The organism is Cupriavidus sp. YAF13 (assembly GCF_052113425.1).
GTDB lineage: Bacteria > Pseudomonadota > Gammaproteobacteria > Burkholderiales > Burkholderiaceae > Cupriavidus.
This window is the reverse complement of record NZ_JBFRDD010000018.1, coordinates 85270-98361: the sequence shown is the minus strand read 5'-3', so window position 1 is coordinate 98361 and position 13092 is coordinate 85270. Positions and strand designations below refer to the sequence as shown.

General features: G+C 60.3%; 13 protein-coding genes and 1 pseudogene. 8 read left to right on the top strand and 6 right to left on the bottom strand.

Annotated elements, in window-relative coordinates:
* Positions 1 to 212 precede the first annotated feature (212 nt).
* Positions 213 to 1295 (bottom strand): hypothetical protein, encoded by a 1083-nt coding sequence (locus AB4061_RS16685; RefSeq protein WP_441635642.1) that lies wholly within the window; start codon positions 1293 to 1295, stop codon positions 213 to 215.
* A 486-nt stretch (positions 1296 to 1781) separates the two neighbouring features.
* On the opposite strand from AB4061_RS16685, the gene AB4061_RS16680 reads away from it, so the two are divergent.
* The 3 genes and pseudogenes from AB4061_RS16680 to AB4061_RS16670 all read left to right on the top strand — a co-directional run.
* Entirely contained in the window at positions 1782 to 1928 is a 147-nt protein-coding gene (locus tag AB4061_RS16680) for a hypothetical protein (protein ID WP_441635640.1), read from the top strand.
* Positions 1929 to 2109: 181 nt separating this feature from the next.
* Positions 2110 to 2541, top strand: a complete 432-nt coding sequence (locus tag AB4061_RS16675) for an SMI1/KNR4 family protein (RefSeq protein ID WP_441635638.1) — start codon at positions 2110 to 2112, stop codon at positions 2539 to 2541.
* Positions 2542 to 3257: 716 nt separating this feature from the next.
* Positions 3258 to 3446 (top strand): annotated as a pseudogene (locus AB4061_RS16670) (integrase); the annotation flags it as partial.
* A 118-nt stretch (positions 3447 to 3564) separates the two neighbouring features.
* Here the strand turns inward: AB4061_RS16670 and AB4061_RS16665 are convergent.
* Positions 3565 to 4791, bottom strand: a complete 1227-nt coding sequence (locus AB4061_RS16665; RefSeq protein WP_441635636.1) for an FAD-dependent monooxygenase — start codon at positions 4789 to 4791, stop codon at positions 3565 to 3567.
* Positions 4792 to 4930: 139 nt separating this feature from the next.
* Here AB4061_RS16665 and AB4061_RS16660 point away from each other — a divergent pair, with 139 nt between their 5' ends.
* Entirely contained in the window at positions 4931 to 5848 is a 918-nt protein-coding gene (locus tag AB4061_RS16660) for a LysR family transcriptional regulator (protein WP_441635634.1), read from the top strand.
* A gap of 399 nt (positions 5849 to 6247) precedes the next feature.
* Here AB4061_RS16660 and AB4061_RS16655 read toward each other — a convergent pair whose 3' ends face one another.
* The 3 genes from AB4061_RS16655 to AB4061_RS16645 form a co-directional block, all read right to left on the bottom strand.
* Entirely contained in the window at positions 6248 to 6727 is a 480-nt protein-coding gene (locus AB4061_RS16655) for a hypothetical protein (protein WP_441635632.1), read from the bottom strand.
* Between the two features lie 490 nt (positions 6728 to 7217).
* Positions 7218 to 7997, bottom strand: a complete 780-nt coding sequence (locus AB4061_RS16650) for an SDR family oxidoreductase (protein ID WP_441635631.1) — start codon at positions 7995 to 7997, stop codon at positions 7218 to 7220.
* A complete protein-coding gene (locus AB4061_RS16645) occupies positions 7997 to 8323 on the bottom strand; it encodes a nuclear transport factor 2 family protein (protein WP_441635629.1) in 327 nt (108 codons plus the stop codon). The genes AB4061_RS16650 and AB4061_RS16645 overlap by 1 nt, the downstream gene beginning before the upstream one ends.
* A 90-nt stretch (positions 8324 to 8413) precedes the next feature.
* On the opposite strand from AB4061_RS16645, the gene AB4061_RS16640 reads away from it, so the two are divergent.
* Positions 8414 to 8752, top strand: a complete 339-nt coding sequence (locus AB4061_RS16640; RefSeq protein WP_441635627.1) for a winged helix-turn-helix transcriptional regulator — start codon at positions 8414 to 8416, stop codon at positions 8750 to 8752.
* Positions 8753 to 9244: 492 nt separating this feature from the next.
* Here the strand turns inward: AB4061_RS16640 and AB4061_RS16635 are convergent, their stop codons facing one another.
* Positions 9245 to 10147 (bottom strand): LysR substrate-binding domain-containing protein, encoded by a 903-nt coding sequence (locus tag AB4061_RS16635; RefSeq protein ID WP_441635625.1) that lies wholly within the window; start codon positions 10145 to 10147, stop codon positions 9245 to 9247.
* Positions 10148 to 10283: 136 nt separating this feature from the next.
* Here AB4061_RS16635 and AB4061_RS16630 point away from each other — a divergent pair, with 136 nt between their 5' ends.
* Genes AB4061_RS16630 through AB4061_RS16620 form a run of 3 tightly spaced genes read left to right on the top strand, consistent with a single transcriptional unit; the run spans position 10284 to position 12917 of the window.
* Positions 10284 to 10811, top strand: a complete 528-nt coding sequence (locus AB4061_RS16630; RefSeq protein ID WP_441635623.1) for a cysteine dioxygenase — start codon at positions 10284 to 10286, stop codon at positions 10809 to 10811.
* Between the two features lie 38 nt (positions 10812 to 10849).
* Positions 10850 to 11860, top strand: a complete 1011-nt coding sequence (locus AB4061_RS16625; RefSeq protein WP_441635621.1) for a uroporphyrinogen decarboxylase family protein — start codon at positions 10850 to 10852, stop codon at positions 11858 to 11860.
* Positions 11853 to 12917, top strand: a complete 1065-nt coding sequence (locus AB4061_RS16620) for a Bug family tripartite tricarboxylate transporter substrate binding protein (protein WP_441635619.1) — start codon at positions 11853 to 11855, stop codon at positions 12915 to 12917. Before AB4061_RS16625 ends, AB4061_RS16620 begins: the two co-directional genes overlap by 8 nt.
* Positions 12918 to 13092: the final 175 nt, after the last annotated feature.

The following is a 13092-nucleotide window of genomic DNA, read 5'->3' as shown; positions in this document are numbered from 1 at the left end:
TGACTCGCAGTATCCGTGGCGCTGGGATGCCGACAACCCCACAGGAGTGGGGGAGGGAAGGAGGTCAGTTGTCCTTTTGCGATGCAACACACTTAGGAGTCAGCATGCATACCGACAAAGACGGCAAGCTGGATTCTGATGGAGTGGTTGAGTTGGCGCCGAGAGGCGCAAGCGATCGCTGCGCCGCCCAAACTAGCATCGCCAGCAATCAATCATTTTAATATCTGGGTGAAGCACTGATTCGTGTCGGGGTTGTATTGCACGGGATAGGGGCCACTCTTCAATTGGCATCCGTGGAGCACACCGATCTCGAATCCTCCCGACGATTTCGACGTCGCAGCGGAAAATTTGTCTCCAGAGGCAATAGTCCACTCCGTGTTCGCGCGTCGGCAGCCCGGGGTAGAGCACCAATGCGCCTTTACGGTGCTGGCGCAGCGATTCTGGATCTCGTAACGATAGTAGTACTTATCCTCAGGTCCTCGATGGACGCTCAAGCAGCCCGTTTGGGATGGAATGTTTGTGAACTCAGGCCCGGTGTTGCGGGGTTCCGCTCCAGGGGAGGGATTGGCACCTGACGCGACGGACGCATGTGCGCCATTCGAGCCATTCGCGCCATTCGCGCCATTCGCGCCTCGCGAACTTGCGGCGTAGGTGTTCTGACTCGTTGACGCCGTACCGGTGGTCGCGCCTCGTATCCCGGCAGCACCGATTGTGGCTGCGCGTGCGAGCGCGGCGGCATAGTCCACCGTCTTTCCCTGTGACATGGCTGCTTGCTCACGTTGTTCCGCTGCAAGGGCTGCATCTCCGTCTGTAGATTGCTTGGCGGCCTGCGCGGCGCCTAGTAGAGCCACGCGGGCTTCCAGTATTCGATTGCAATCGGGCAACGTTTTGCACTCCGCCTCGCTGATTCGGTCGTTGTAGCCGCCGGGTCTGCTGCGCCAATAACTAGTCAACTCGGCGGAAATGCCTTGGAAATAGTAGGGGTTGTGTTCAAGCTTGAAAGTGCCCTCTTTCGCGTCATACCAGGATTCCTGCTCCTGAACATTGCCATTGGAATCGAAGTAATGACTGCGAAGACGACCAACGCCAGATATCAATCCACCTGAGCATCCTCCGGACCATGAGGGCAGTTTCGGTGTCTGCTTGGCAGTCGGTGAGACGACCACAGCACAACCTTCGGCGGTTTGGACGGTCCCGGCCCGCGTTGGCGCGGGAAGGAGTCCCAGCACCAATACAGCCATGCTGAGCGAAAGCGCCGCAGAACTGCAACGAGATTCACCAATGAATTTCATCATTTCTCCTAGGGCTTCTGGACCCTTCTTCGAGGCCTAATAGGAAATAGGGGGCCGTGATTGTGCCGGTCCATCATTAAAAGTTGAGCAAGCCGCACCGAACGTACCAATAGGCTGTTCTCACGCAGTTCTACGGACCGTCGAATAAGCGTGACAAGGCCATTGTCGTGGACGGAATTGGACAGCATTCCGTGTCTGTCCCGCATCCCCCAAACAGGGGAGACGGCGATCGCGATATTCAATTGCCTTAATTTCATCCAGCAATTCTGGTTTCTGTGACAGCTCTTCGCTTGCCGAGGCCGAGGAGGCCGCTTTGAGTTTGCTCTGCAAGATCAATTTCAAACCGATGCCCCTGTAGTGGGCACAACCTAGGAGTAAGCGATGCGTGCATCTATTTCGAAGAGCACGGACAGGACTTCCTGTCGTGGACCGTGGACGACAACGGCACCGTAGTCGCCTGCGAACCGTTCCAACTGAGCATCTGGGGCGGTGCGCGCGTCCTCTACCCGCACCTGCTGCGCAAGCGGCCACCTCGTGGACTTTGTGCCGAAGTTCGGCGGCCCGGCCAAGACGCTCAACTATCCGGCCGAACTCAGGCGGTTCTACCGCGAGGACAGGAGCATGGCCAAACTGTGAGATGGCTGGCTCCGCATGGTTGTGGGTTCTGAGCACCCGCTTCCGATGCGCAAGGGAGTCGGTGTGTCGGTCTGTACGAGATCGCCGCAGGACCGGCTACCACCAACTAGGGACATTCGGGGCGTTCAAGAACGCCACCGCTAGGAAACTGGTTTCAATACCAAGACATATCTGAGCACCTATGGCATCACTGCGCGAACTTATAGAGCAGCATCCAGATCTATTGATGGGCCAGAAGAAGGAGACGGAAGCAGAGTTGCGGGCTGTTGAAACCGCGCTGGGGGTTCGTTTGCCGGAAGACGTGAGATGGCTGCTTCTGGCATGCGGGTACGGTCCTGTGCTTGCGATATCAAACATTCGGGAATCGACCACAGACACTCTCCGGTTCCGTGCTGCAGTCGGCATCGATCCTCGATACGTTGTGCTGAACGATATGGGGGATGCGGGCGTCGTGCTCCTTGACACGTCCAGTGAGTCTAGTCCCGTGATCTGGGCGGATTGGCGTGTCGCAGGGTGCCTGCAAAGCGTAGAAGCCCGCCCCGGGGATGCCGAGCTGTTTGAGAGCTTCGCAGCTTGGGTGCAGGACCGCGTCCTAGAGTTTCTCGAAGAGTGAGCGGCATTGTCTCCATGCGGCCAGGAGCGGTCGCTCGACCTCCTGACGCGGATCGTCGACAATCACGCAAGCGCGTGAATCCCGATCACCATTCTTATCGACCGAGGCAGGAGTTTCATGCACGAATTCCCGGCAAGGAGTCCCGAATCCGCGGACTATTACACGCTTTCGAAAGAGTTCTTCAAGGTCGTGCTATCCGAACTTGAGGTTATTCCAGATGCGGACGCTTGTGATGATTGAAACATATCGACTCAGGCTCATGTTCGAATGGGGCGGTGGTTGTATTTGGGCGGGGGACGACGCAACTCGTAGCACGTATGGAGTTGGTCCGATTGAGGACTTTCTGCCGCTAGCTGATGAGACACGTGGGAAGCTTGGGGAAATGACTGCTTGGCATGACCTATCGCTCAACTGGGAATACCCTCGAGATCCTGGGCCATGGGACGCGCACGAGTATGAGCGCTTTGAAGCGACTGCGATCGCGATGCGTGACCATCTTCAACGGGAACTGGGCGACCGCTTCGCTATCGTCTATGAGAGGTTGGGAGTTTATGAGAGACGCACCGAGAATCAGTAGCCCCGAGCACCCGGTCACCGGAACGCGAGCCTCCCCGCGAATGGCCGCTTCAGAGAACTGCAACTGTCCTTTGTGGGTCGGTTAGCGACCGCCCGAAGGAGCGCACACTGGATCTCCCTTCGATTGAAAGGAGATTGTCATGAAATCCGAGAACTTGACCACCGGTCATCGTATGCCCTGGAACAAGGGCAAACTTACCGGGCAGAAGCCCCCGTTGAAGCTTCGAGAGATCTGGGCGATTCGCACAAGGCTTCAGATGGCATCGAACATGCGTGAACTGGCAATGTTCAACCTCGCGATCGACAGCAAGCTGCGAAGAGCAGACATTTGCAACGATCCGTCTGCCAAAGGCCATCTGGTTCTGCTAGTGTGAAAGATACAGGCCAACAGTTCACCGCGAGGAGTCTCACTGCTGGAGACTCCAACCGTTGTTTAGTTTGGCGCGGTCATTCAGGAGCGTACAGACTGCTGACTCCGGCACCATCCACAGGCATGCCGCCTGCATGGAGTGGCATGGGCAATCCTTGCGCCCATCCCTCAGCCAATATCTGTACATCACGGACAGGATTGGATGCCTTGGCCCGCTCGTTGCGGATGCGACAGGTTTCTGGGTCAGTCGCAAATAGGGCGCGTGCAAAGATCCGTCCCTTTTCGGCCAGCTTGGTCGTCTTGGGACTGCGGATCTCTGTGAATTGCTGGAAGACTTCGTCCAAGCTACCGCCTGCGCCCTCCAGGCACCGAGCCAGATGCCATGCATCTTCCAGTGCCTGGCAGGCACCTTGCCCCGATGTCGGCAAATGCGCATGCGCTGCATCTCCAATCAGCAGCACATTTGCCCGACTCCATGCATGCAGTGGTTCCAGGTCATGCACCGCAATCAGCCGGATGGCACGCGCAGGCGTGGCCCGAATGATGCGGGCGACAGGCTCGGGCCATCCGGCGAACAGTTCCTCCATCTCCTTGCGCATTTTTGAGGTGGAGGTTTCCCCAGGCAATGGCCGCGCCTGCGCTGCTGCCCAGTAGAGCAAATCGCTCCGGATCGCCACGCATCCGAAGCGCTTGCCCGCCCCCCAGAAGTCCTGAATCGCGATGTCGTCGACCAGCGCACTTTGTCCCTGCGCCACGCCGATCCAGTTCACGAAGCCCTGGTAGATCGGCGTGTTGTCACCCGCAACAAATTTGCGCGCCACTGAATCCATACGGCCGTCGGCCCCGATGAGCAAGTCCGGGCGGATGCTCACGCCGTTCTCAAAATGGGCCACGGCCCTGCCATGGGCATCCAGATCAATGGCCGCCGCCCGGTGTCCGAACTCCACCGGGATGCCTGCCCGCGCCGCATGCTTCAGCAACACCTCCTGCAAGTCCCGGCGCAGCACCGTATGGGTCGGATACCCCATCATCCGATCCAGTAATGCAATGTCGACGCCTCCCAGAGCGTTGCCTGCGTCATCGTAGCGATGCGCTATCACAGGCCGGCCACCAACAGCCTCAATGTCTCGCAGCAATCCCAGTTCTTTCAGTACAAAGCCGGCATTGGGCCAGAGCGTCACGCCAGCTCCCATAGTTGCGGGCTCCGCCCGGCGCTCATAGACACGGGGACGGTACCCCTGCTTGTGCAAGGCTAGTGCCACGCTCAGCCCCGCAATGCCGCCGCCAAGTATTCCAATTTCCACGCTGAAGCTCTCCTTCTCAAGCTGTCCTGATGCACGGCCAAGAGTGACTCATCGGACAAGAAGGGCATCTTAGATTCCACCAACGCGGAGAGCTAGTGTGCAAAAATGGGTAGATTTCATACCTCAAACGGGATAATCAATGCGCGATGCACTCGATCTGAATACTGTCCGTGTCTACGCGGCAGTCGTCGATGAGCAGAGCTTCGCTGGCGCATCACGCCTGTTGGCCATGCCCTCGTCGAATGTCAGCCGCCACGTCGCAGCACTGGAGCGCAGACTCGGTGTACGCCTACTGGAGCGAAGTACCCGCCATCTGCGCATGACGGAAGCCGGCCGGCTGCTCTACGAGCGCGCAAAGCCCTTGCTCGACACCTTGCTCTCCACGGAGGAAGAGCTTGGCGTGGTAAAGCGCGAATTGCGCGGTCCTCTGAAGATGTGCATGCCTGGCGAAGCGCCAAGGCTGCTGGCTCCCATCCTCGCCGACTTCTGTAGCCTCCATCCCGGCATCGAGCTGGAATGCGATACCCGGATGACCGGACTGGAAGTGCTTCGAGAGGACGTCGACCTTTCTATCGTCTTCCATCGGGGTCATCAGGAGGACAGTGCCTTCATCACCCGCGAACTCGCCACACTGCCCAGCATCGTGGTCGCCGCTCCCTCCTTGCTTGCCAAGACTGGAATGCCACGCTACGTGCGTGAGCTGAAATCTCTGCCTTGCATCACCACCCTCAGTGCACTGAAGGGCCAGCCCTGGCAGTTTCAGGACGCTGCGGGCGAAATCGTCAAGGTGCCGGTCCGTAGCCGCTACCGCGTCAACAGCGGAGAACTGGCCGTGGCAGGCGCACGGCAAGGCATCGGTTTCGCGATTGTGGCGGCTTACCCATGTCAGGAAGATCTTGCCGCAGGCCGATTGCAAGAGGTGACACTGGACCTATGTCCTGCGCCGTTGCGATTGCTTGGTGCCTACAGCCACCGGCATTCCGTAACAGCGCGTGTGCGGGCATTGCTGGAATTAATTCAGATGAGGTTAGGCGAATTGGGCAACCTCGCGAGGTGAAATGCGCGATGCATCTGAATCGCCGAATGTCTGCAATGGGTCGGCAAGAGCCGACGCGCTCGCGACCGGCTGTGGTCCCTTCCGGCCAGTATGAGACGCTCGACCGCGTTACCAATATCGCCACCAACGAGAAAAGCCTATGAGCTCAGAATGAGGCCTGTATCGTGGCGACAACACAGGCCTGCTTGAAGAGATCACGAGACTAGGCCGCAGACTGCTGCGCTGCATGATCTCGCTGGATAACTCCCTCAATTTCGACCAGTTGACTTAGCTCGGCCATGAGCTTCGACGGGATAAAGACCATTGTGCCCCAGCCGGACAGACCGACAACGAGCCCGGTCCTGAGTAGCGCGCCTGCGACAGCGGCATAGTGCCCCTCATCTTGGAACTGCGACGGAATTAGTGCATGCCGTGTTCGCATGCTGACTTGGTTGGCAAATTCGTCATTGTCGGAGCCGAACCTTCATTGCGAACTTCCACAGCGAATCGTTCAAGGGTCCCGAGCAGAATGATCTCGTCTCGCCGCAGAGACGAGAGAAGATCAGCGTAGTAGAGAAACTCGTCGGAAACGATCGTGCTTCCCCGCACTTGGCCTGCAAAAACGGCGGCAAGTAGTCGCAAGTTGAGCCGAGCTGCGCCTTCCCGCGCGGCCTTGAGGTACCGATAGACGATCGCAGCGGACTCCTCCACCTCGGAATTGTTGAGCGTCTTTTCGCCGGCAGCCAATTCGGAAAGAAGGACTTCACGCGCCGCAGTGAGGCGCTTCGCGAAGATTGCGGATATTGCTACACCCGCCACATTGCCGCCGGGCACTGAAGCAGCAGAAAGCGCATCGCCGACGGCCGCTGCAACTGCGGAAACAACTAGTGGATTTTGCATGGCTAATTCCGGGGCCATTAGGCCGTGGCTTGATTGGGATGCCACAACGATATCACGCGTCCTTTCATTCTCTCGCCAACGAGAACACCCACCGGACTTCGAGGAAATCCAATGGGCATCTACGGCCTGCGTGCGATGGAGGATATGCGCATGGTAGCCTGCTGGCCCTTTTGTGCACAGGTGGGGAACGTCCGCTATTGGGAAACGCGAAGGGCCGTTCAGGGTCGACTCCTGCCGGCTGGCGCCGGCGTATGGACCTCTGGGCCGATCAGGCGCTTGACGGCTGCGGATTCAACCGGTCAAAGAAGATTTACGACTGCCCGCTCCCGGACCGAGAAGAGACGGTCGTCAATGATGCTGTGACCTTCGGCTCGTCGACCGTTGCGGCGATCGCGAACAGAAGCCCTGTTTCCCAGAAGAGGCTTGGTCGTGGCCGCCTGTCCGTAGGCAGACACGTTCGACACCAGCGCGGCCGGGCAAGCGGCTCAGATCACGCAGTCGGAACAGTTCCTCCGTCGATGACGTACTCAGTGCCGGTGATGGCGCTGGCGCGGCCAGAGACGAGGAAACCAATGAGTTCTGCCACTTCCCGGGGTGAGCATGGCCGGCCAAGAGGAATGCCGCCGAGCGAATCCATGATGATCTTGCGGGCGCCTTCCATGTCGATGCCGCGTTGTCGGGCGATCTCGGCAACGAGACCTGCGGCGGCATCCGTCTCGACCCAGCCCGGGGAGACACGCACGACGCGAACGCCCTTGGGACTGACCTCCTTGGACAAGGCTTTGCTGTAGTTTGACAGGGCAGCCTTGGCGGCGGCATAGGCAATCGTCGCTTCCGGCAACGGTAATTGCCGCTGGATCGACGTGACGTGGATAATGACGCCCGAACGCTGCTCGACCATCGAGGGCAACAGCGCGCGATCGATGCGCACTGCCGGGAATAGGTTCAGGCTCAATGCCTTGTTCCATTCATCGTCATCTAGCACGCTGAAGCCACCGGCCGGTGCAGATGAGCCGCCCACGACGTGCACGACTATATCGACGCCACCGAACCGCTCGAGCACGGCGTCGACAATAGCTTTACAGCCCTCGGCCGTCGTGATGTCCGCCCCGATGAACCGTTCTTCGGCAAGTTCATCGGGACGGGAACGCGCCGTCGTCAGAACGTTCGCACCTGCCTCGCGAAGGCGTGCGACGACGGCTTTGCCGACGCCTTTGGTTCCGCCCGTAACGAGCGCCCGAAGCCCCAGAAGTTCGGGTGCGGAGCTCATTAGCGAATCTCCAGCGACGCAATCCTGCCGCCGGCCAGGACGAACGTGTAAGTCAGCTCGACTGGGCTACCGGKGAATGTGCCCGTGAGTCGTGCGWGCATCGTCACWGTAGCGCCGTCCTGGGATACGTCCAACGGCTCAATGCTGTACYGGTACCTGGTTTTGCTGTCTTTCTTCCAGGCCTGGATTGCTTCCAGCCCCTTGATCGTGCGGCCTTCGTCCCGCACGACGGCATCGGCGGTAAAGCAGTTCGAGAGAGGGGCGGAGTCGGTGACGGTTTCCGCGAGCAGATAGGCATCCAGTGGCGGAGGCAGCATCATGTTCATCGGGGTTCACCTCAAMGTGAAGGTTTGCATGCCCCAATCATGGCGCTACAGTTACCGTATCGCAAGAACGCACAAAAAAGTAAGTARCCCTTGGCTAACCGAAAAAACTACACCCCCGCGACTGCCGCAATCGATGTCGAAGCCGCATTCAAGCTGCTGGAAGGCCGCTGGAAGCTGGTGATCCTGTTTCACCTCTTCGGTGGTCAGGTACAGCGCTTTTCGGACCTCGAGAGACTGATCCCCGGCATCACACAGAAGATGCTTGCCCAGCAGCTACGCTGCCTCGAAGCGGACGGCATCGTGAYGCGTACGGTCTATCATCAGGTGCCGCCGAAGGTGGACTACCGCCTGACTGATTGGGGCCAGGCGTTGTGCCCGGCACTGGATGCGATCCTGACATGGGCGGAGCGCCGTGAAGACTTTCCGTAGGCTGCGCCGAGCTTGTGCGGCTAGCAGCCTGTCATCCAGAACCCCAATTTCGCAAGTCGGCGACGTGGTCTCATCCGCGACTGTCTCATGTCGCGCCGGAACCTGACGGTCGTGAATCTCATTTGAGGGGCAGCACTGGGTCGGCAGCAGCCGATGACCGCCGTCGGTCCTCGAACGGTGAGCCGATGGCGGAGTTTGGCCATGAGCGGTCATTGGACTAACAGACGACTCGTAGCTGGCCTTATGTGGGCGATTCGAAGTCTGGGACCGTTCTGTTTTTGGGCGCGCCGCGATGATGCTGTATGGACCTACCGTATCGACAGGTCGGCAACCGTGTGTACGCGTGCCTGATGTGCTGATGAGCGTGCCCCATCGCTTGATGGCTGCCAGAGCGGAATAAGCCGGGACCGAACTCGACTTGAACGCGCGGAGCCGGTGGCTACCAGTTCCATCGCACGCCCAAGTTGCCGAAGATGCTGCGCGGCAGCGAGCTTACCCCGCCAGCGCGTCAGCCTGCTGGCCCAACTGCCGCAGCAGGGCACTCACATAAACTGCGGACGCGGCCGCATCTCGCCGCGTGCATAGCTTCAGTGGCCGCACCGCCCACTTCTCGCACAGCGTCAACACCCGCACGCCGTCGCAGTTGATCGACCGCAACACCGAGCGCGGCACCATGCCGACCCCCGCGCCCGAGCGCACCATTGCCACCACCGCTGCGAAGCCGGACACCTGGATGCGTACGTCCATGTGATGTCCCAGGGCTGCGGCCTTGCCCACCATGAAGGTATGAATGGCAGCCCCGCTCTGCAGGCTGACGAAGGGGCGGCTCAGGCAGTCCAGGAATGCTACTGACTGGCGCGCGGCCAGCGGGTCACCCTCGGGCACCACCATGACGACTTCATCCTGACGGTAGGGCAGGAACACAAGTTCGGGATGCTCGTCATCCCATGTGACCACGCCAACGTCGGCTCGCCCTTCGGCCACGGCGGCCACGATGTTGTGGCTGAGACGCTCGTCCAGGGAGATACGCACTTCCGGGTAGTCGCGCAGGAACGTCTGCAGATCCCCCGGCAAGAACGAAGCGATCGCACTGCTGTTAGCAAAGATCGTGACCTGCGCCCGGACTCCTTCGGCATAGGGAGCCAGGTTGGCGTGCATCTGCTCCAGCTCGGCAAGGCAGCGGCGGCAGTGCTCCAGCATGACCTGGCCAGCGCGTGTCAGCGAAACGCCGCGTGCCTCCCGCACGAACAGCCGGGTGCCCAGCGCTTGCTCCAATTGCTTGATGCGCAGGCTGGCCGACGAGGGCGCCAGGAAGCAGGTGGCGCCGCCTCGCGACACGTTGCCTGCGTCGGCCACTGCCACGAACAGTTTCAGGTCTATCAGACTGTAGTGCATAAGGTTTCGTATTTTACAAAAGCTGTTTTCCAAACATCTCGTTTGTTCCTCATTTCACTTAATGAAAGACTAAACGCCTTCAATGCGTTGTGTCATAGATTTTGTGAAAAACGAACTGTTACTGGGAAAAACCCCTATGTGCTTGACTCTGGAAACCGACAATCTGACCGCGCTCACCCGCGGGATCGACGCCGCAATGGCATTGCCGCCGGATCGCTTGCCCGGCGCGGTGCAACACGCCTTGCAGGCATCTTTCGCCGACGGTAACTGGCTAACGCCGGCACAGCGCCAGCCGGACCCGCAGCGTTATGCGCGCCACGTGCTGCAGGCCGACCCACAGGGACGCTATACGGTAGTGGTCCTGGTGTGGCAGGCCGGGCAGTTCAGCCCGGTGCACGCGCACCACACTTGGTGTGCACTGACGGTGGTTCAGGGAGAACTGCAAGAGCACTACTACACCTGCGACCGCCAGAGCCTGCGCGCCACGCCACTTCACTGGCAGCCGCGCGCCGTGGGCGCGGGCAGCAGCGGGACGGACGGCCTGGACCAGGTCCATCGGCTGGGCAACGCAGGCGCTGGTCTGGCGATCTCCGTCCACGTGTACGGCGTGGAGGCCGCGCGCGTAGCCACGGGCGTAAACCGAGTCCTCGCGCTGGCCCCCTGAATCCGCTGGATTGCGCAAACATCGAAGCGAGCAAACACATGCAGACCATGAATCATTGGCAGCGCATTGAAGCCGCCCTGTTGGGCGACGCCACCGACCGTACTCCCGTTGCGTTGTGGCGCCACTTTCCGGAGGACGACCTGGACGTGGACAAACTTGTGCGGCACACCCTGGAGTGGCAGCGAAAATGGGATTTTGACCTGGTCAAATTCATGCCACCGGGCACATACGGCGTAGAAGACTGGGGCGCTGTCACGGCGTACCAGGGCAGTGCCAACGGCGCGCGCGCGGTGGTGGCGTCACCTGTGCGAACAACGGAGGATTGGCTTCGAATCCGGCCGTTGGATGTAAAACAGGGCTCCTATGGCCGCCAGAACGAGGCGCTACGCGCAGCGGCACGGTCCTTGCGCGGCGCGGTACCCATTCTGCAAACCGTGTTCAGCCCACTAACCACGGCGCGCAAGTTGAGTACGGACAGGCTATTTGCTGACCTGCGCTGCGAGCCGGATGCGCTTGAGGCGGCGCTGCGGGTAATCACGGACACCACGATTCAGTTCGCGTTGGACTCGCTGGAGGCCGGCGCGCACGGCGTGTTCTTCGCAACGCAACTGGCGTCGAGCCGCATGCTGACGACCCAGGAGTATGAGCGATTCGGGAGCCGCTACGATCTGGAGGTGCTCGCTGCGCTGCGTGGCCACGCACAACTCAACATGTTGCACGCGCACGGCGACGACATCATGTTCGATCTCCTGGCGACGTATCCAGTCGACATGTTCAATTGGCACGACCGCCTGACCCCTCCAGGGCTGGAGGCGGCGGCGGCGCGCTTCACGCGCCTGCTGGTGGGTGGCTTGAACGAGCACGGCACCTTGCTTCACGGAAGCGAGCAGGATATTGCTGATGAGGTGCACAACGCAATAGCGCAAACGGACGGCCGCCGCCTGATAGTGGGTCCGGGCTGCGTTTTGCCAGTTGCGACGTCGGACACGGCGATACGCGCGGTGGTCCGGGCCGCGCGAGCGCCGCAGGAGCAAGCCTTGTATGCTTGACGCCGCCGCGAGCCGGCACCAACCAAGAATAGGGCGGCGCCGAATTGCCGCTTACAAAGATCAAGGAGACAACATGCGTCACATCCTGGCCTGCCTGGCCGCTGCGGTGGCCCTGGTTCCAAGTCTGCAGTCGTCCGCCGTGGCGGCGGACTGGCCCGACCCGTCCAAGCCCGTGCAGATCATCGTGCCCGCGCCGGGCGGTGGCGGAACGGCTGACACCCTGGCACGTGTGCTAGCCGAGCAATTGCACAAGCAACTCCACGCCACAGTCATCATTGAGAACCGTGGCGGTGCCAACGGTAATATCGGTGTCGGGATGGCCGCCGGGGCTGTACCGGATGGGTACAAGTTCCTGTTTTCGTGGGCAGGCACGCTGGCGGTAAATCCCAGCTTGTATGCCAAGCTGCCGTTCGATTCGCAAAAGAGCTTCACACCGGTGGCGCTGGTGGCCGATGTGCCCAATATCCTGGTGGTCAACAAGAGCCTGCCGGTCAAGAACCTGTCCGAGTTCATTGCGTTTGCCAAGGCCAACCCCGACAAGCTGAACTACGGCTCCACGGGCAATGGCAGTTCCATGCACGTGGCCGGCGAACTCTTCATGCGTGAGACCGGCACCCGCCTGATACACGTGCCGTACAGTTCGCCGGGTCAGGCTACCACCAATCTCCTCGCGGACGATATCCAGGCCATGTTCCAACTAGTGCCCGGCATCCTCGGGCAGGTCAGGAGCGGTAAGGTGCGTGCGCTTGCCGTCATGTCGAATCCGCGTTCGCTCGCCTTGCCTGACGTGCCGACCGCCGCCGAGCTGGGCCACTCCAATCTGATGTCTTCGACCTGGTTCGCAATGCTCGCTCCCCGCAACACGCCAGAACCCATCGTGATGCGCATGAATGCGGCACTGAACGAAGTGCTGCGCGACCCGGAGGTGATCCGCAAATTCACTGAGATGGGGGCAACGCCGTTGGGCGGCACGCCGCAGCAACTGTCAGCGCACTTGGCGGCCGAACTCGTGAAGTGGCGAGCGGTGGTGAGCCAAGCGAGTATCAAGATTCAGTAGGAGCGCGCTCAGGCATTGACCAGCATCCCGGGCCCTGCCTTCTCGCGCCGGGCTGGCTAGCCTAAGCCGACAAACTCCCAAGGGCAGGGTGCACGGATCTCAAGGAGGCTGCGAGCGTGCCTGGGCTTCTCCCACTACGTAAGCCGAATATATGCGTATAGACGTATGCGGTCCG

Coding starts and splice junctions, on each gene's coding strand:
- AB4061_RS16650 (WP_441635631.1), bottom strand. CDS start 7,997: ATGAGCTCCGCACCCGAACTTCTGGGGCTTCGGGCGCTCGTTACGGGC.
- AB4061_RS16630 (WP_441635623.1), top strand. CDS start 10,284: ATGTGCTTGACTCTGGAAACCGACAATCTGACCGCGCTCACCCGCGGG.
- AB4061_RS16655 (WP_441635632.1), bottom strand. CDS start 6,727: ATGCAAAATCCACTAGTTGTTTCCGCAGTTGCAGCGGCCGTCGGCGAT.
- AB4061_RS16675 (WP_441635638.1), top strand. CDS start 2,110: ATGGCATCACTGCGCGAACTTATAGAGCAGCATCCAGATCTATTGATG.
- AB4061_RS16635 (WP_441635625.1), bottom strand. CDS start 10,147: ATGCACTACAGTCTGATAGACCTGAAACTGTTCGTGGCAGTGGCCGAC.
- AB4061_RS16625 (WP_441635621.1), top strand. CDS start 10,850: ATGCAGACCATGAATCATTGGCAGCGCATTGAAGCCGCCCTGTTGGGC.
- AB4061_RS16620 (WP_441635619.1), top strand. CDS start 11,853: ATGCTTGACGCCGCCGCGAGCCGGCACCAACCAAGAATAGGGCGGCGC.
- AB4061_RS16660 (WP_441635634.1), top strand. CDS start 4,931: ATGCGCGATGCACTCGATCTGAATACTGTCCGTGTCTACGCGGCAGTC.
- AB4061_RS16685 (WP_441635642.1), bottom strand. CDS start 1,295: ATGATGAAATTCATTGGTGAATCTCGTTGCAGTTCTGCGGCGCTTTCG.